Here is a 16,906-nt window from a genome sequence, read left to right as displayed (position 1 = left end):
CCCCCGGTCCGACCAGCCCCCCGCGGTGGTGCGCGACCAGGTCGCCGACTGGCTCCGAGAGGCCCGTCCCCAGCCCCTCGTCGTCGAGACGTCGGGGTCGACGGGCGACCCCAAGCGGGTCGTCCTGACCCGTGAGGCCGTGCTCGCGAGCGTCGAGGCCACGCACGAGCGGCTCGGCGGTCCGGGTGCCTGGCTCCTGACGCTCCCACACGCGTACGTCGCGGGTGTGCAGGTGCTCGTCCGCTCGCTGCACGCCGGCCACGCGCCGGTGCTGCGCGGTGAGGGGGAGTCGCTCGCCGAGGCCGTCGCTCGCCTGGAGGGGCCGCGCCGTTACGTCTCGCTCGTGCCCACCCAGCTGTACCGACTGCTGGAGGCCGTCGAGCACGACGGGCCCGAGGCCCTCGGCCACGCCCTCCAGGCCCGCCGCGACCTGGCCGCGCTGACGGGCCTCGATGCCGTGCTGCTCGGGGGCGGGCCGGTCGACGTCGACCTCCGCCTCCGCGCGGCACGGCACGGCATCGAGACGGTGGCGACGTACGGGATGGCCGAGACCGCCGGCGGCTGCGTCTACGACGGGGTGCCCCTCGACGGGGTCGAGGTCGTGACCGACGACGACTCGCGCCTGCGCATCGCCGGCCCCATGCTCTTCGGCGGCTACGAGGGCGACCCGACCGCGACCGCCGCGGTGCTCCGGGGCGGCTGGTTCCGCACCGCCGACCTCGGCGAGGTGCAGCCGGCCACGGCGGACCGGACGGTCCGCGTCCGGGTGCTGGGCCGCGCCGACGACGTCGTGGTCACCGGCGGCGTCAACGTGCCCGGGCCGGTCGTCGCCGCCCGGCTTGCGGAGCACCCGATGGTCGAGGCCTGCGAGGTGATCGGCGTCGAGGACGCGGAGTGGGGACGGCGCCTCGTGGCGTACGTCGTGCTCGACGAGAACCACCCCGAGCCGACCGGCGAGGCGACCGCCGACCGGCCCACCGCCACGGAGCTGCGTGACTGGGTGGCGCTCGTCCACCCGCGGTCCTGGGCGCCTCGCGAGGTGCTCGTCGTGCCGCGCATCCCGCGCACCGATCGCGGCAAGGTCGACCGCGCGGCGCTGCTGGCCCGAGGGGACGAGCGGTGAGCCGCGGCGAGGTCTTCTCTCTGCCCCTGCGGACGCGCTTCCGCGGCATCACGGTCCGCGAGGGCGTCCTGCTGCGCGGCGAGGCCGGGTGGGGGGAGTTCAGCCCGTTCACCGAGTACGACGACGCCACGGCCCTGCCCTGGCTGCGCGCCGCGCTCGAGGCCGCCGACGAGGGCTGGCCCGACCCGGTGCGCGACAGCGTCCCGGTCAACGTGACCGTGCCGGCCGTCGCCCCCGAGCTCGCCGCCGACGTCGTGCGCCGCTCCGCCGGCTGCCGCACCGCGAAGGTGAAGGTCGCCGAGCCGGGGCAGTCCCTCGCCGACGACGAGGCGCGCGTGGCCGCGGTGCGCGCGGCGCTGGAGGAGGCGGGCCCCGGGGCCGCTCCCGGGCGCATCCGCGTCGACGCCAACGGAGCCTGGACCCCCGAGCGGGCCGTGACGGCCATCCGCGCCCTGGACCGGGCCGCCGGGGGGCTGGAGTACGTCGAGCAGCCCTGCGCCGAGGTCGAGGAGCTCGCCGTGGTGCGCCGCCGCGTCGACGTGCCGATCGCGGCCGACGAGTCGATCCGCCGCGCCGCGGACCCCTACCGCGTCCGCGACCTGGAGGCCGCCGACATCGCGGTGCTGAAGGTGCAGCCGCTCGGCGGCGTCCGGGCCTGTCTGCGCATCGCCGAGGACATCGGGCTCCCGGTCGTCGTGAGCTCGGCCCTGGAGTCCTCGGTCGGCATCGCCGCGGGCGTCGCCCTGGCCGCGGCGCTGCCGGAGCTGCCGTACGCGTGCGGTCTGGCGACCGTGCAGCTGATGGTCGAGGACCTCGCGGAGGACCCGCTGCTGCCCGTGGACGGTGCCCTGCCGGTGCGCCGCCCGCAGGTCGACCTCGCCGCCCTCGAGCGCCTCGGCGCCGACGACGGGCGCGCGACCTGGTGGGGCGAGCGCCTCGACCGGGTCCGCTCCCTGGCGGGGGCCCCGTGAGCACCCCGGGTCGCCCCGTACGCAACGCCGCGACGGCTGCGGCCACCACGGTCCTCGACGCCCTGGTGGCGGGCGGCGTCCGCGACCTCGTGCTGTGCCCCGGCTCCCGCAGCGCGCCGTTCGCCCTGGCCGCGCACGACCGCGTACGCACCGGCGCCCTGCGACTGCACACCCGGCTCGACGAGCGCACCGCTGCGTTCCTCGCGCTGGGGATCGCGAAGACCTCGCGCCGGCCGACTGCCGTGCTGACCACCTCCGGCACCGCGGTCGCCCACCTGCACCCCGCGGCGCTGGAGGCCGCGCACGCCGGAGTCGACCTGGTGCTGCTCACCGCTGACCGGCCGGCGGGCGTGCGTGGCACCGGGGCCAATCAGACGACCGACTTCGCCGTCGGGTTCGGACCCGCCGCGGTCGTCTCGGTCGACGTGCCGGCCGGCGTGCCGGGCGGCCTCGACGACTGCACGGTGCAGGTGCGCGCCTGGCGCGCCCACGTGCACGACGCCCTGCGGGCCCAGCGGCGTACGCCCGGGCCGGTGCACCTCAACGTGCAGCTGCCCGAGCCCCTGGTGCCGGATGCACCCGACGGGTGGACGGAGGTCCACGAGCAGGACACGGCCCCGGGGCCCGACCCCGCGTCGTCCTCCCCGCCGCCCCCGGTGACGGTGCTGCCCGGCGGTCCCCGCACCGTGGTCGTCGCCGGCGACGACGCGGGACCCCCCGCGCGGCACCTCGCCGAGCGGTCGGGGTGGCCCCTGCTGGCCGAGCCGTCGTCGGGGTCGCGCACCGGCGAGCACGCCCTGCGCTCCTACCGGCTGCTGCTGGAGGTGCCGGAGCTGGCGGACCGGATCGAGCGGGTCGTGGTGGCCGGCCACCCGACGTTGTCACGCCCCGTGAGTCGGCTGCTCCGTCGACCCGACATCGAGCACGTGGCGCTGCTGCCGCGTGCCCACCACCCCGGCTGGCCCGGCCGCCGCGCCGTCACCGACCTCGCCGGGCTCGTGTCGCTGACCGCACCCGCCCTCGCGGTCGAGGAGCCTGACGGCTCCGGGTGGTTCGAGAGCTGGCAGGCCGCCGACCGCGCCGCGAGCCGCGCCGTCGACCACTTCCTGGGCGCCGCTTCGGGGTTGCTGCCGCACCACGTCGCGGCCGCCGTCGGTGCCGCCCTCCCACCCTCGGGCCTGCTGGTCGTCGGTGCCTCCAACCCGATCCGCGACCTCGACCTGGTGCACCGCCCGACCGGCGTGGGCGAACGGCGCCTCGTGCTCGCCAACCGCGGACTGGCCGGCATCGACGGCACGGTCTCCACGGCGATCGGCGCCTCGATCGCGCGGCCCCACTCCTCGCGCAACCTCGCGCTGATGGGAGACCTGACCTTCCTGCACGACCACGCCGGGCTGCTGCTGGGCCCGTACGAGCAGCGTCCCGACCTCACGATCGTCGTGGTCAACGACCGCGGCGGGTCGATCTTCGCGGGGCTGGAGCAGGGGGCGCCGGCGTACGCGGACTCCTTCGAGCAGGTCTTCGCCCTGCCCCACGAGGTGCACCTGGAGCAGCTGTGCGCGGCGACACGGACGCCCTACGCGCTCGCCACCTCGCGCGGGGAGCTCGAGGCCCTGCTCGCCTCGCCGAACGGCGGCATCGAGGTGGTCGAGGCGCGCGTCGACCGGGCGGGCCGCCGGGAGCTGGACCAGCAGCTGCGTACGACGGGCATCGCCGCCGCGAGCGAGGCACTGCGCAGCTGACGGTGACCGGGGCCCGTCCGCAGGTGACAGGCCGACAGCGCCGACTAGCTCAGCGCGTCGGTGACCGGCACGAGCTTCGCGTCGGACTCGGCCAGCTCGGCCTCGGGCCGTGACCCGGCGACGATGCCGCAGCCGGCGAAGAGGCGTACGCCCTCCTCGGTCACCTCGGCCGAGCGGAGCGCGATGCCCCACTCGCCGTCACCGCGGGCGTCCATCCAGCCGACGGGGCCGGCGTAGCGGCCGCGGTCCATGCCCTCGAGCTCGGCGATGAGCTCGACCGCGACCTCGGTCGGGGTGCCGCCGACGGCGGCAGACGGGTGCAGCGCGGCCGCCAGGCGCAGCGCGGAGGCGTCGTCGGAGGAGACGCCCGCGACGTCGGTGGCCAGGTGCAGCACGTTGGGCAGCTCGAGCACGAACGGCCGCTCGGGCACGTTCATCGACGTGCAGTGCGCGGCCAGGCGGTCGGCGACCGAGCGTACGGCGTACTCGTGCTCCTCCAGGTCCTTGCTGGACCGCGACAACGCTGCCCCGAGGCTCAGGTCGCGCACCTCGTCGCCGGACCGCTGGATCGTGCCGGCGAGCACGCGGGAGGTGACCAGGCCCCGCTCGAGCCGCACCAGCATCTCCGGGGTGGCGCCGAAGAGGCCGTCGACGTGGAAGGTCCAGCAGGTCGGGTAGTCCTCCGCGAGACGGCGCAGCGGCCACCGCACGTCGAGCCGGCCCTCGTGGCGGGCGTGCACGTCGCGCGCCAGCACGACCTTCTCCAGGCCCCCGTCCTCGATGCGGGACACCGCCTCGGCGACGGCCCCGGTCCAGCGGTCGCGCCCGGCGGCGTCGTCGTCGACCTCGAGGTCCCCAGGCGGCCGGGGTGCGTCAGTGGGGCGCAGCCGGGGCGCGGGACCCAGCGAGGTGCCCGTGGTCGAGACCCAGACCGTCTCACCGCGCCTGCCCACCACGACCTCGGGGACGACCAGGATGCTGCGGCCCGGCTCGTCGGCGAAGGCGAAGCTGCCGAAGCAGACCAGGCCCGTGCCGGGCACCCCGACCTCGTCGCGGACGACGGCCGCCTCGGTCGCCTCCCGCCACCAGCGGTCCGCCGCCTCGAAGCGGTCGGCGCCGGCGAACTCGACGCGCGCGGCCTCGCCCCAGCCGACCAGGCCGTCGCCGCCGCGCAGCCAGGCACACGCGGCATCGGCTGGCAGCAGGTCGAGGAGCGCTCCGGGGTCCTCGACGCCGCGGGTCCGCGTCACCAGCGTCGGAGCCGGTGCCGCGAGACCCCGAGGGGCGGGGGCGTCGGTCACGAGATCGGAGCCTAGTGCGCCGGTGGCCTGCACCGGAGGCGCCCGGGAGTGCCGCCGGTCACGGCCGCGGGGGAACGCCGCCCGGGCCGACTAGGGTTGGCCCGTGACGCGCGCAGACCTGGACAAGCAGCCCGCCGAGGTCGCCGCGATGTTCGACGGCGTCGCCAAGCGCTACGACCTGACCAACGACGTGCTCTCGCTCGGGCAGGACCGCCGCTGGCGTACGAAGGTCCTGCAGGCGGTCGACCCGGCGTACGGCGACCGTGTGCTCGACCTCGCCGCCGGCACCGGCACCTCCTCGGAGCCCTTCGCCGAGCGCGGCGCCACCGTCGTGCCGTGCGACTTCTCCCTCGGCATGCTGCGGGTGGGCAAGCAGAACCGCCCCGACCTCCCGTTCACCGCGGGCGACGGCACCAGGCTCCCCTTCGGGGACGAGACCTTCGACGCGGTCACGATCTCCTTCGGGCTGCGCAACATCGTCGACCCCGCAGCGGGTCTGCGCGAGATGGCGCGGGTGACCCGGCCGGGGGGCCGGCTCGTGGTGTGCGAGTTCTCCGACCCCACCTGGAGACCGTTCCGCACCGTCTACCTGGAGTACCTGATGAAGGCGCTCCCGGCGGTGGCGCGCAAGGTGTCCTCGGCCCCCGACGCGTACGTCTACCTCGCCGAGTCGATCCGCGCCTGGCCGGACCAGCGCGGTCTGGCGGCGATGCTGGACGAGGCCGGGTGGGGCGAGGTGCGCTGGCAGAACCTCTCGGGCGGCATCGTCGCCCTGCACACGGGCGTCAAGCCGCCCTCCTGAGGACGCGCTGAGGGTGCCCTGAGTCGCAGGCGTGCCACGTCCGTCCTAGACTCGACGGTGGCAAACCGTGCGCTGGGCCACTGAGAGGCTCGGGGGGCGCACGCGGCAGCAACCACCGACGAGGAGCTGACGGATGGACCTCTACACACCGGTCCTGGGACTCCTGATCCTGGGGGCGGGCTTCGCGGTCTTCTCCGTGGCCGTCAGCAGCCTGACCGGCCCCAAGCGCTACAACCGCGCCAAGCTCGACTCCTACGAGTGCGGCATCGAGCCCTCGCCGCAGGCGCACGACGGCGGCCGCTTCCCGGTGAAGTACTACACGGTCGCGATGACCTTCATCATCTTCGACGTCGAGGTGATGTTCCTGATCCCGTGGGCCGTCTACTTCGACCAGCTCGCGTGGTTCGGCTTTGCCGCGATCATCCTGTTCCTCGCCAACATCACCGTCGCCTACGGCTACGAGTGGCGTCGAGGCGGGCTGGAGTGGGACTGATCGGCACCTCCGTGGACGCAGCCCGCGACAGCGCGGCTGCCCAGCACGCATCTCGCGCGTCCAGCACCGGCGCGCACCGAGGCCGAGCGCCGCACCACGGCGTCCGGTTCGACCAGAAAGTCGGGTGATCTCGATGGGTATCGAGGAGAAGCTCCCCAGCGGCGTCCTGCTCACCACCGTCGAGGGCGTCGCGGGCTACATGCGCAAGGCGTCCTTCTGGCCGGCCACGTTCGGGCTGGCCTGCTGCGCGATCGAGATGATGACCTCGGGCGGGCCGCGCTACGACCTCGCGCGCTACGGCATGGAGGTCTTCCGTGCCTCCCCGCGCCAGGCCGACCTGATGATCGTCGCGGGCCGGGTGAGTCAGAAGATGGCCCCGGTGCTGCGGCAGATCTACGACCAGATGGCGGAGCCGAAGTACGTGCTGGCGATGGGCGTGTGCGCGTCCTCGGGCGGCATGTTCAACAACTACGCGATCGTCCAGGGCGTCGACCACGTCGTGCCCGTCGACATGTACCTGCCGGGCTGCCCGCCGCGGCCCGAGATGCTCATCGACGCGATCCTGAAGCTGCACGACAAGGTGCAGGACACCAAGCTCGGCGCCCACCGCACCAAGCAGATCGACGAGCTCGAGGTCGCGGCGCTGCGCGAGCTGCCCAGCCAGGAGATGAGGGGCCTGCTCCGATGAGTCCCGACATGCCCCAGGAGCCGGAGACCTCCGGCAGCCAGAACGCCGGCCGCGGCGTCGGTGAGGGCCGGCAGAACCTGCCCGCCGACCCTGCCACCTCCTCCGTCGAGGTCGTCGCCACCCGCGACGGGTCCTTCGGCGTGCACGGCCCCGGTGACACCACGGGCTACGCCGGACTCGTCACCACGGTGGTCATGCCGGGCGCCACGCCGCGCCCGTTCGGTGGCGTGCACGACGAGGTCGCCGACGCGCTCGAGGCGGGACTGCGCCGCTCCATGGAGGCCGGCGCCGCCGACGAGGCCATCGAGAAGGTCGTCATCCACCGCGACGAGATGACGGTCTTCGTACGCCGTCAGCACCTCGTCGCGGTCGCCCAGGTGCTGCGCGACGACCCCGACCTGCGCTTCGAGTGGTGCGGCGGCGTCTCGGGGGTGCACTTCCCCGACGACCGCGACCGCGAGCTGCACGCGGTCTACCACCTGCTGTCGATGACCCACAACCGTCGGCTGCGCCTCGAGGTCGTGGCGCCCGACACCGACCCGACGATCCCGTCCCTGGTCGCGGTCTACCCGACCAACGACTGGCACGAGCGCGAGACCTGGGACTTCTTCGGCATCGTGTTCGAGGGCCACCCGGCGCTGACCCGCATCCAGATGCCCGACGACTGGCCGGGCCACCCGCAGCGCAAGGACTACCCGCTGGGCGGCATCCCGGTGGAGTACAAGGGCGGCACCGTCCCGCCCCCGGACCAGCGGAGGAGCTACAACTGATGAGCACCACGCACGATTCCCCGGGCTCGACCACCTCCGACGCGTACGCCGACCCCTCGGCCGCCTCCTCGAGCGAGACGACGCAGGGCCGCGTCTTCACCGTCACCGGTCAGGACTGGGACTCGGTCTCCCAGGCCATCGGCGAGCAGGCCGAGGAGCGGGTCGTGGTCAACATGGGCCCGCAGCACCCCTCCACCCACGGTGTGCTCCGCCTGATCCTCGAGCTCGACGGCGAGACGGTCACCGAGGCCCGCTGCGGCATCGGCTACCTGCACACCGGCATCGAGAAGAACATGGAGTTCCGCACCTGGGTGCAGGGCGTCACGTTCTGCACCCGCATGGACTACCTCTCCCCGTTCTTCAACGAGGCGACGTACTCCCTGGGGGTGGAGCGGCTCCTCGGCATCGAGGACGACATCCCGCAGCGCGCCAGCGAGATCCGCGTGCTGATGATGGAGCTCAACCGCATCTCCTCCCACCTCGTGGCCATCGCCACCGGAGGCATGGAGCTCGGGGCCCTGACGGTCATGACGATCGGGTTCCGCGAGCGCGAGCAGGTGCTCGACCTCTTCGAGCTCATCACCGGCCTGCGGATGAACCACGCGTACATCCGCCCCGGCGGCGTCGCCCAGGACCTGCCCGACGACGCGATCGGCCGCATCAAGGACTTCATCGCCCTGATGCGCAAGCGTCTCCCCGAGATCGAGGCGCTGTGCAACGCGAACCCGATCTTCAAGGGCCGTCTCGTCGACGTCGGCTACCTCGACCTGGCCGGCTGCATGGCCCTCGGCATCTCCGGTCCGATGCTCCGGTCCACCGGCTACGCCTGGGACCTGCGCAAGACGCAGCCGTACTGCGGCTACGAGACCTATGACTTCGACGTGCCGACCCGCGACACCTGCGACTCCTACGGCCGCTTCCGCATCCGGGTCGACGAGATGTTCGAGTCGCTGAAGATCGTCGAGCAGTGCGTCGAGCGGCTGGAGAAGTCCGCCGGTCAGCCGGTCATGGTCGCCGACAAGAAGATCGCCTGGCCGAGCCAGCTCGCGATCGGCTCCGACGGCATGGGCAACTCCGCCGAGCACATCAAGCACATCATGGGCGAGTCGATGGAGGCTCTGATCCACCACTTCAAGCTGGTCACCGAGGGCTTCCGGGTGCCGTCGGGGCAGGCGTACGTGCCGGTCGAGAGCCCCCGTGGCGAGCTCGGTGCCCACGTGGTCTCCGACGGCGGCACGCGGCCCTACCGTGCGCACTTCCGCGACCCGAGCTTCAACAACCTGCAGGCGACCTCGATCCTGGCCGAGGGTGGCCAGGTCGCCGACGTCATCGTCGCGATCGCCTCGATCGACCCGGTGATGGGAGGCGTCGACCGATGAGCCTGAGCGAGACGACCGTCGCGGAGCTGCGCGAGATCGCGGCACGCTACCCCCAGGCCCGGTCGGGCCTGCTGCCGATGCTGCACCTCGTGCAGTCGGTCGAGGGCCAGGTCACCGCCGAGGGCATCGCGGTGTGCGCGGAGATCCTCGACATCACGCCGGCCGAGGCAAGCGGCGTCGCGACCTTCTACACGATGTACAAGCGGCACCAGGTCGGCGACTACCTCGTCGGGGTCTGCACCAACACCCTGTGCGCGGTGATGGGTGGCGACGAGATCTTCGAGCGGCTCAAGGACCACCTCGACGTCGGCAACGACGAGACCAGCGAGGACGGCAGGATCACCCTCGAGCACGTCGAGTGCAACGCAGCCTGCGACTACGCCCCGGTCATGACCGTGAACTGGGAGTTCATGGACAACATGACGCCCGACACGGCGGTCGACCTCGTCGAGGACCTGCGGGCCGGCAAGGAGGTCGCCTCGACCAGGGGCGCCCGCCTGTGCACCTGGAAGCAGGCCGAGCGCGTGCTCGCCGGCTTCCCCGACGGTCGCGCCGACGAGGGTCCCGCGGCGGGCGCACCGTCGCTGCTGGGTCTGCGCATCGCGACCGAGCGCGGCTGGACCGCACCCGACGGGGACTACCCCGGATCGCTTCCCGAGGGCCACGCGAGCAACGCCGTGGCCACCGAGGACGCCCAGCAGGCGTCCGCGGACAGCTACGCCGACCGTTCGTACGCCGAGACCCAGATCCAGGAGTCCGACGTCGAGGTCGACACCGACACGGAGAAGGGCGGCAACCCGTGACCGACACCCTGACCCCCGTGCTCAGCGCCAACTGGGGCGACGAGCACCCCTGGAAGATCGAGAACTACGAGGCCCGCGGCGGCTACCGGGCCTTCGACAAGGCGCTCGGCATGGCGCCGGACGACATCATCGCCGCCGTGAAGGACTCCGGTCTGCGCGGCCGGGGCGGTGCGGGCTTCCCCACCGGCATGAAGTGGGGCTTCATCCCCAAGGACAACCCGAACCCGAAGTACCTGGTCGTCAACGCGGACGAGTCCGAGCCGGGCACCTGCAAGGACACCCCGCTGATGATGGCGAGCCCCCACACCCTGGTGGAGGGCGTCGCGATCTCGAGCTTCGCGATCGGCGCCAACGTCGCCTTCATCTACGTGCGCGGCGAGATCCTCCACGTCGTCCGCCGGCTGCAGCAGGCGGTCGCCGAGGCGTACGCGAAGGGCCACCTCGGGCGTGACATCCACGGCACCGGCTACGACCTCGACGTCGTCGTGCACGCCGGCGCCGGGGCGTACATCTGCGGTGAGGAGACGGCACTGCTCGACTCCCTCGAGGGGCGCCGCGGTCAACCGCGACTGCGGCCGCCGTTCCCGGCCGTCGCCGGCCTGTACGCCTGCCCGACCGTCATCAACAACGTCGAGTCGATCGCCAGCGTGCCTGCGATCATCGCCAACGGCGCCGACTGGTTCTCCGGTCTCGGCACCGAGAAGTCCACCGGGTTCGTCCTCTACTCGCTGTCGGGCCACGTGAGGACGCCCGGTCAGTTCGAGGCGCCGCTGGGCATCACCCTGCGCGAGCTCATCGACCTCGCCGGCGGCATGCGCGAAGGTCACCGGCTGAAGTTCTGGACGCCCGGCGGGTCGTCGACGCCGATCCTCACCGAGGAGCACCTCGACGTGCCGCTGGACTACGAGGCCGTCGGCGAGGCGGGCTCGATGCTCGGCACCCGAGCCCTGCAGATCTTCGACGAGACGACCTGCGTCGTCCGTGCGGTGCTGCGGTGGACCGAGTTCTACAAGCACGAGTCGTGCGGCAAGTGCACCCCGTGCCGCGAGGGCACGTGGTGGCTGGTGCAGACCCTCGCCCAGCTCGAGAAGGGCATGGGCAAGGAGGAGGACATCGACCTCCTGCTCGACCAGTGCGACAACATCCTCGGCCGCTCGTTCTGCGCCCTCGGCGACGGGGCGACGAGCCCGATCACCTCGGCGGTGGAGTACTTCCGCGAGGAGTTCCTCGAGCACCTGCGTCACGGCGGGTGCCCCTTCGACCACCACGCGTCCACGCTGCACGCCGACCCCGCGGGGCTCGACGCGCGCCGTGAGGCCCAGATCGCGGGAGCGTCTGCATGACGGTGACCAACGACCGCACAGGCAAGGCCGTCGAGGCCGAGAACCTGGTCACGCTGACCATCGACGGCATCGAGGTGAGCGTGCCGAAGGGCACGCTGGTCATCCGTGCCGCCGAGCAGGTCGGGGTCGAGATCCCGCGTTTCTGCGACCACCCGCTGCTCGAGCCGGTCGGCGCCTGCCGCCAGTGCCTGGTCGAGGTGGCGACACCGGGTCGGGACGGCGAGCTGCAGACGATGCAGGGTCCCCCCGGGCGCATGAAGCCGCAGGCGTCCTGCACGATCGCGGCGACCGAGGGCATGGTCGTCAACACCCACCTCTCCTCCGAGGGCGCGAAGAAGGCCCAGGAGGGCGTGCTCGAGTTCCTGCTGGTCAACCACCCGCTGGACTGCCCCGTGTGCGACAAGGGCGGCGAGTGCCCCCTGCAGAACCAGTCGCTGTCGCACGGCACCGGCGAGTCGCGCTTCCACGAGAACAACGGCACCAAGCGCACCTTCCCCAAGCCGATCAACATCTCCGCCCAGGTGCTGCTCGACCGCGAGCGCTGCGTGCTCTGCGCGCGCTGCACCCGCTTCTCCGAGCAGATCGCCGGTGACCCCTTCATCGCGCTGGTCGAGCGCGGTGCGCTGCAGCAGGTCGGCATCTACGAGCAGCAGCCCTTCGAGAGCTATTGGTCGGGCAACACGATCCAGATCTGCCCGGTCGGCGCGCTGACCAGCGCCGACTACCGTTTCCGGTCGCGCCCCTTCGACCTGGTCTCGACCCCCTCGGTCGGTGAGCACGACGCCTGTGGCGCTGCGCTGCGCACTGACCACCGCCGCTTCAAGGTGATGCGCCGCCTCTCCGGTCTCGACGCCGACGTCAACGAGGAGTGGTGCTCGGACAAGGACCGCTTCGCCTTCCGCTACGCCATGGGCGAGGACCGCCTGACCCGGCCGATGGTGCGTGACACCGACACGGGCGAGCTGCGCGTGGCCTCCTGGGCCGAGGCGTTCCACGTCGCCGCGAAGGGACTCGAGCGGGCCGGCGCCGTCGGCCTGCTGCCCGGTGGCCGCCTCACGGCCGAGGACGCGCTGGCCTGGTCGGCGTTCGCCCGCATCGGGCTGGGCACCAACGACATCGACTTCCGTGCCCGACCCCACTCCGCGGAGGAGACCGAGTTCCTCGGTTCGGTCGTCGTCGGCCGTCGCGACGTCGACTACGCCGCACTCGAGGGCGCCCGCACCGTCGTGCTCGCGGGGCTGGAGCCCGAGGACGAGGCCGGCCTGATCTTCCTGCGTCTGCGCAAGGCGGCGAAGAAGGGTACGAGCGTCTGGTCGATCTCCTCCCACACCACCCGAGGCATGGAGAAGGCCAGCACCCGCCTGATCCCCACCCGCCCCGGTGACGAGGCCCAGGTGCTCGCCACGCTCGACACCGCCGAGCAGCACGACCAGGTCGTGCTCGACGAGGGTGCCGTCATCCTTGTCGGCGAGCGGCTGGCGGGCGTGCCGGGTGCGCTCTCGGCCGCGGCCGCGCTCGCGGAGCGTACGGGAGCCCGGCTCGCCTGGGTGCCGCGTCGCGCCGGCGACCGTGGGGCGCTCGAGGCAGGCTGCCTGCCCACCCTGCTCCCCGGTGGCCGACCGGTCGGCGACGTCCAGGCGCGGGTCGACGCGGCCGCGGCCTGGGGTGTGGACACGCTCCCCGAGACTCCTGGCCGCGACGGTGAGGCGATCCTCGCCGCGCTGCGCGAGGGTGTGCTCAAGGGCCTGGTCATCGGCGGTGTCGACCCCGTCGACCTCGCCGACCCCGCCGGTGCGCGCGCTGCCATCGACGCCGCCGAGTTCGTGGTGAGCCTCGAGCTGCGCGCCTCGGAGGTCACCGAGCGCGCCGACGTCGTGCTGCCCGTGGCCCCCGTCGCGGAGAAGGCCGGCACCTTCGTCACCTGGGAGGGGCGTACGCGCCCCTTCGACGCCGTGATGGCCAAGCCGTCCGCGATGCCCGACACCCGGGTGCTGGCCGGCATCTCCGAGGAGATGGGCCGCAGCATCGGTTTCCGTACGACCGACCAGGCCCGCACCCGGCTGCTGGACTTCACCGACTGGGACGGCGACCGACTGCCCGCCCCGCGCCACGAGCCGGGAACGGCCCCGCGCGAGACGGTCGTGCTCGCGAGCTGGAAGCAGATGATCGACGACGGACGCATGCAGGACGGCGAGGAGCACCTGCGCGCCACCGCGCGGCGTCCCGTCGCCGTCGTCTCGGCGGCGACGGCGAAGGCCCACGGCCTCGCCGAGGGCGACCCGGTGACGATCACCTCCGACCGTGGCGCGGTGACGCTGCCGGTCCTCCTCGCCCCGGAGGCGGCCGATGACATGGTGTGGGCGCCCGCCCACTCCGGTGGCACCGCCGTGCACAGCACCGTCGGACCGGCAGGCACCCCGGTCCGCCTCGAGAGGAGCACCTCGTGACCGGTCTCGACGCCTTCGGGCAGGACCCCGTGTGGGTCATCGCGCTGAAGTGCCTCGCCGCGTTCGTGCTGCTGGTGCTGCTGACGCTGTTCAACATCTGGTTCGAGCGACGCGTGGTCGCCCGCATGCAGCACCGCATCGGCCCCAACATGCACGGTCCGGCCGGTCTGCTGCAGAGCCTGGCGGACGGGGTGAAGCTCGCCCTGAAGGAAGACATCATCCCCAAGGGCGCGGACAAGATCGTCTACCTGCTGGCACCGACCATCGCCGCCACGACCGCGTTCCTCAGCATCGCGGTGATCCCGCTCGGCCCCGAGGTGCGGGTCCCGTTCACCGACATCCTCACCCCGCTGCAGGTCACCGACATGCCGGTGGCGGTGCTGTTCATCCTCGCCGTCGCCTCCATCGAGATCTACGGCATCGTGCTGGCCGGGTGGAGCTCGGGCTCGACGTACTCCCTGCTGGGCGGGCTGCGGTCCTCGGCGCAGATGATCTCCTACGAGATCGCGATGAGCCTGAGCCTGATCGCCGTCTTCATCTACGCCGGGTCGATGTCGACCTCCGACATCGTCGCAGCCCAGGAAGGACGCTGGTTCGCCTTCGTGCTGATCCCCTCCTTCGTGATCTTCGTGATCGCGATGGTGGGGGAGACCAACCGCGCCCCCTTCGACCTGCCGGAGGCAGAGGGCGAGCTCGTCGGTGGCTTCCACACCGAGTACAGCTCGCTGAAGTTCGCGCTGTTCTTCCTCGCCGAGTACATCAACATGGTCACCGTCTCCGCGCTCGCCGCGACGCTCTTCCTCGGCGGCTGGATGGCCCCCTGGCCGATCAGCCAGCTGTGGGAGGGGTCCAACCAGGGCTACGTGCCGGTGATCTGGTTCCTCGGCAAGGTCATGTTCTTCATGTTCATCTTCATCTGGCTGCGCGGCACCCTGCCGCGGCTGCGCTACGACCAGTTCATGGAGTTCGGCTGGAAGCGCCTGATCCCGTTCGCGCTGGGGTGGACCGCCGTGGTCGCCGCGCTGCGTCTCACCGTCACCGACGGGGCGAACGAGGACGTGAACCGCTGGCTGCTCGGCGGCTTCGGCGCGCTGGTCGCGGTCGTCCTCGGCTACCTGTTCCTCTCCGGCACCTCCACGATCGCCGAGGAGGGACCGCACGGCGAGCCGATCGACACGGAATTCGACCGCTTCGCAGGCGGCTACCCCGTGCCGCCGATGGACTCCGCCCGCCAGCACTGGACCGGTGAGGCACCGAGCGAGCGCTCGGGTCGTACCGGCACCATCCCCCCCGGCCCCAAGGGAAGCCGCAAGGCTTCGAAGGAGACCGTCTGATGTCGTTCTTCTCAGACCTCAAGGAGCAGGTCGTCGACCCGGTCGCCGGGTTCGGCGTGACGTTCCGGACGATGTTCCGCAAGGTCGTCACCGAGGAGTACCCGAAGGAGAAGAAGCCGACCGCACCGCGGTTCCACGGCCGCCACCAGCTCAACCGGTGGCCCGACGGACTGGAGAAGTGCATCGGCTGCGAGCTCTGCGCCTGGGCCTGCCCGGCCGACGCGATCTACGTCGAGGGCGACTCCAACTCCGAGGACGAGCGCTTCAGCCCCGGTGAGCGGTACGGCCGCGTCTACCAGATCAACTACCTGCGGTGCATCCTGTGCGGACTCTGCATCGAGGCCTGCCCGACGCGCGCGCTGACGATGACCAACGAGTACGAGCTCGCCAACGACAGCCGCAAGGACCTGATCTGGGAGAAGTCCGACCTGCTCGCCCCGATGCTGCCCGGCATGGAGCAGCCGCCGCACCCGATGCGGCTCGGGGAGACCGAGAAGGACTACTACCGCGGCACCTACAAGGAGGGCGTCGAGCAGCCCGCCACGACGCCGGGCACCTGGTCGGCGACGCCGGGCAAGGACGCTGAGGAGACCTTCGGATGATCGGCTTCTGGCTGCTGGCACCGTTCATGGTGGCTGCGGCACTCGGCGTGGTGCTGGTCCGCAAGGCGGTGCACTCCGCGCTGCTGCTCGCCTCGGTCATGGTGATGCTGGCGGTGATGTACCTGACGCTGGACGCGCCCTTCCTGTTCGCGATCCAGATCATCGTCTACACCGGCGCGATCCTGATGCTCTTCATCTTCGTGCTGATGCTCGTGGGCGTGGACGCCTCGGACTCCCTCGTGGAGACGATCCCGGGCCAGCGTCTGGCTGCCGCGGTCCTGGGCCTGGTCTTCGGCGCCTCGGTCGTCATCGCCGTGTCACAGGTCGGCTTCGCTGCCGTCGTGGGCTTCGAGGACGCCGAGCTCGGCAACGTCGAGGGTCTCGCCTCGCTGCTGTTCAGCCGCTACGTCATCGCCTTCGAGCTGACCGCGGCCCTGCTGATCACGGCGTCGGTGGGCGCGATGGTGCTCGCCCACCGCGAGCGTCTCGAGCCCAAGCTCACCCAGGCCGACCGGTCGCGCCAGCGGATGCGCGACTTCGCCGAGACCGGCGCCTCGCTCGGCGCCATGCCGAGTCCCGGCGTCTACGCGCGGCACAACGCGGTCGACACGCCCGCTCTGCTCCCCGACGGCACCCCGGCCAGCGCGTCGGTGTCGGCCTCGCTGACGGCGCGTGGTGACATGCGTCCGGCCGCCGACCTCGCCGACGACCTCGAGGAGCTGACGCGCGAGATGAACCACGAGAAGACCCAGGGCACCCACCGCGCCCGACGCGGTGGCGCCGGCGGCACGACGGAGGAGCTGCAGTGAGCCCCGAGCCGTACCTCGTCCTGTCCGCGCTGCTGTTCAGCATCGGCGCGGTGGGCGTGCTGGTGCGCCGCAACGCGATCGTGGTCTTCATGTGCGTCGAGCTGATGCTCAACGCGACGAACCTCGCGCTGGTCACCTTCGCCAAGGTGCACGGCAACCTCGACGGCCAGGTCGGCGCGCTGCTGATCATGGTCGTGGCCGCCGCCGAGGTGGTCGTCGGGCTCGCCATCATCATGACGATCTACCGCACCCGTCGTTCCGCCTCTGTCGACGACGCCAGCCTGCTGAAGTACTGAGAG

16 protein-coding genes are annotated in these 16,906 nt (G+C 72.2%); 15 read left to right on the top strand and 1 reads right to left on the bottom strand.

Going from position 1 to position 16,906, the window contains the following annotated elements:
* Window positions 1-25: 25 nt before the first annotated feature.
* The 3 genes from KLP28_04600 to menD are packed head-to-tail and all read left to right on the top strand — an operon-like array spanning window position 26 to window position 3,836.
* Entirely contained in the window at window positions 26-1,123 is a 1,098-nt protein-coding gene (locus tag KLP28_04600; GenBank protein ID QWC86799.1) for an AMP-binding protein, read from the top strand.
* On the top strand, window positions 1,120-2,094 hold the full coding sequence (locus KLP28_04595; GenBank protein ID QWC86012.1) for an o-succinylbenzoate synthase: 975 nt from the start codon (window positions 1,120-1,122) through the stop codon (window positions 2,092-2,094). The genes KLP28_04600 and KLP28_04595 overlap by 4 nt, the downstream gene beginning before the upstream one ends.
* On the top strand, window positions 2,091-3,836 hold the full coding sequence (gene menD, locus KLP28_04590; GenBank protein ID QWC86011.1) for a 2-succinyl-5-enolpyruvyl-6-hydroxy-3-cyclohexene-1-carboxylic-acid synthase: 1,746 nt from the start codon (window positions 2,091-2,093) through the stop codon (window positions 3,834-3,836). Before KLP28_04595 ends, menD begins: the two co-directional genes overlap by 4 nt.
* 44 nt (window positions 3,837-3,880) lie before the next feature.
* Here menD and KLP28_04585 read toward each other — a convergent pair whose 3' ends face one another.
* Window positions 3,881-5,137, bottom strand: coding sequence for an isochorismate synthase (locus KLP28_04585; GenBank protein ID QWC86010.1), 1,257 nt, complete (start codon window positions 5,135-5,137; stop codon window positions 3,881-3,883).
* Window positions 5,138-5,240: 103 nt separating this feature from the next.
* Here KLP28_04585 and KLP28_04580 point away from each other — a divergent pair, with 103 nt between their 5' ends.
* From KLP28_04580 to nuoK, 12 genes are all read left to right on the top strand, one after another.
* Window positions 5,241-5,939, top strand: coding sequence for a demethylmenaquinone methyltransferase (locus KLP28_04580; protein QWC86009.1), 699 nt, complete (start codon window positions 5,241-5,243; stop codon window positions 5,937-5,939).
* A gap of 133 nt (window positions 5,940-6,072) precedes the next feature.
* Window positions 6,073-6,432, top strand: a complete 360-nt coding sequence (locus KLP28_04575; GenBank protein QWC86008.1) for an NADH-quinone oxidoreductase subunit A — start codon at window positions 6,073-6,075, stop codon at window positions 6,430-6,432.
* Window positions 6,433-6,565: 133 nt separating this feature from the next.
* Window positions 6,566-7,120, top strand: coding sequence for an NADH-quinone oxidoreductase subunit B (locus KLP28_04570; protein QWC86798.1), 555 nt, complete (start codon window positions 6,566-6,568; stop codon window positions 7,118-7,120).
* A complete protein-coding gene (locus KLP28_04565; protein ID QWC86007.1) occupies window positions 7,117-7,890 on the top strand; it encodes an NADH-quinone oxidoreductase subunit C in 774 nt (257 codons plus the stop codon). The genes KLP28_04570 and KLP28_04565 overlap by 4 nt, the downstream gene beginning before the upstream one ends.
* Complete coding sequence (locus KLP28_04560; GenBank protein QWC86006.1) at window positions 7,890-9,269, top strand: NADH-quinone oxidoreductase subunit D; 1,380 nt, start codon at window positions 7,890-7,892, stop codon at window positions 9,267-9,269. Before KLP28_04565 ends, KLP28_04560 begins: the two co-directional genes overlap by 1 nt.
* Window positions 9,266-10,072, top strand: coding sequence for an NADH-quinone oxidoreductase subunit NuoE (gene nuoE, locus KLP28_04555; GenBank protein ID QWC86005.1), 807 nt, complete (start codon window positions 9,266-9,268; stop codon window positions 10,070-10,072). The genes KLP28_04560 and nuoE overlap by 4 nt, the downstream gene beginning before the upstream one ends.
* Window positions 10,069-11,415, top strand: a complete 1,347-nt coding sequence (gene nuoF, locus KLP28_04550) for an NADH-quinone oxidoreductase subunit NuoF (protein ID QWC86004.1) — start codon at window positions 10,069-10,071, stop codon at window positions 11,413-11,415. Before nuoE ends, nuoF begins: the two co-directional genes overlap by 4 nt.
* Entirely contained in the window at window positions 11,412-13,862 is a 2,451-nt protein-coding gene (locus KLP28_04545) for an NADH-quinone oxidoreductase subunit G (GenBank protein QWC86003.1), read from the top strand. The genes nuoF and KLP28_04545 overlap by 4 nt, the downstream gene beginning before the upstream one ends.
* Window positions 13,859-15,196: an NADH-quinone oxidoreductase subunit NuoH gene (gene nuoH / locus KLP28_04540; GenBank protein QWC86002.1), complete on the top strand. Its 1,338-nt coding sequence runs from the start codon at window positions 13,859-13,861 to the stop codon at window positions 15,194-15,196. The genes KLP28_04545 and nuoH overlap by 4 nt, the downstream gene beginning before the upstream one ends.
* Window positions 15,196-15,798 carry an NADH-quinone oxidoreductase subunit NuoI gene (nuoI, locus tag KLP28_04535; protein ID QWC86001.1) on the top strand — a complete coding sequence of 201 codons (603 nt, stop codon included), beginning with the start codon at window positions 15,196-15,198 and terminating at the stop codon, window positions 15,796-15,798. Before nuoH ends, nuoI begins: the two co-directional genes overlap by 1 nt.
* Window positions 15,795-16,607: an NADH-quinone oxidoreductase subunit J gene (locus KLP28_04530; GenBank protein ID QWC86000.1), complete on the top strand. Its 813-nt coding sequence runs from the start codon at window positions 15,795-15,797 to the stop codon at window positions 16,605-16,607. Before nuoI ends, KLP28_04530 begins: the two co-directional genes overlap by 4 nt.
* Complete coding sequence (nuoK, locus tag KLP28_04525; GenBank protein ID QWC85999.1) at window positions 16,604-16,903, top strand: NADH-quinone oxidoreductase subunit NuoK; 300 nt, start codon at window positions 16,604-16,606, stop codon at window positions 16,901-16,903. The genes KLP28_04530 and nuoK overlap by 4 nt, the downstream gene beginning before the upstream one ends.
* Window positions 16,904-16,906: the final 3 nt, after the last annotated feature.

It is taken from the genome of Nocardioidaceae bacterium (assembly GCA_018672315.1).
In the GTDB taxonomy this organism is placed as follows: domain Bacteria; phylum Actinomycetota; class Actinomycetes; order Propionibacteriales; family Nocardioidaceae; genus TYQ2.
This window is presented reverse-complemented; position numbering and strand designations above follow the sequence as displayed.

Bases quoted from the DNA above. Each gene is read 5' to 3' on its own strand.
- KLP28_04530 (QWC86000.1), top strand. From the start codon at position 15,795: ATGATCGGCTTCTGGCTGCTGGCACCGTTCATGGTGGCTGCGGCACTC.
- nuoI (QWC86001.1), top strand. From the start codon at position 15,196: ATGTCGTTCTTCTCAGACCTCAAGGAGCAGGTCGTCGACCCGGTCGCC.
- nuoE (QWC86005.1), top strand. From the start codon at position 9,266: ATGAGCCTGAGCGAGACGACCGTCGCGGAGCTGCGCGAGATCGCGGCA.
- KLP28_04575 (QWC86008.1), top strand. From the start codon at position 6,073: ATGGACCTCTACACACCGGTCCTGGGACTCCTGATCCTGGGGGCGGGC.
- KLP28_04560 (QWC86006.1), top strand. From the start codon at position 7,890: ATGAGCACCACGCACGATTCCCCGGGCTCGACCACCTCCGACGCGTAC.
- KLP28_04545 (QWC86003.1), top strand. From the start codon at position 11,412: ATGACGGTGACCAACGACCGCACAGGCAAGGCCGTCGAGGCCGAGAAC.
- KLP28_04570 (QWC86798.1), top strand. From the start codon at position 6,566: ATGGGTATCGAGGAGAAGCTCCCCAGCGGCGTCCTGCTCACCACCGTC.
- KLP28_04565 (QWC86007.1), top strand. From the start codon at position 7,117: ATGAGTCCCGACATGCCCCAGGAGCCGGAGACCTCCGGCAGCCAGAAC.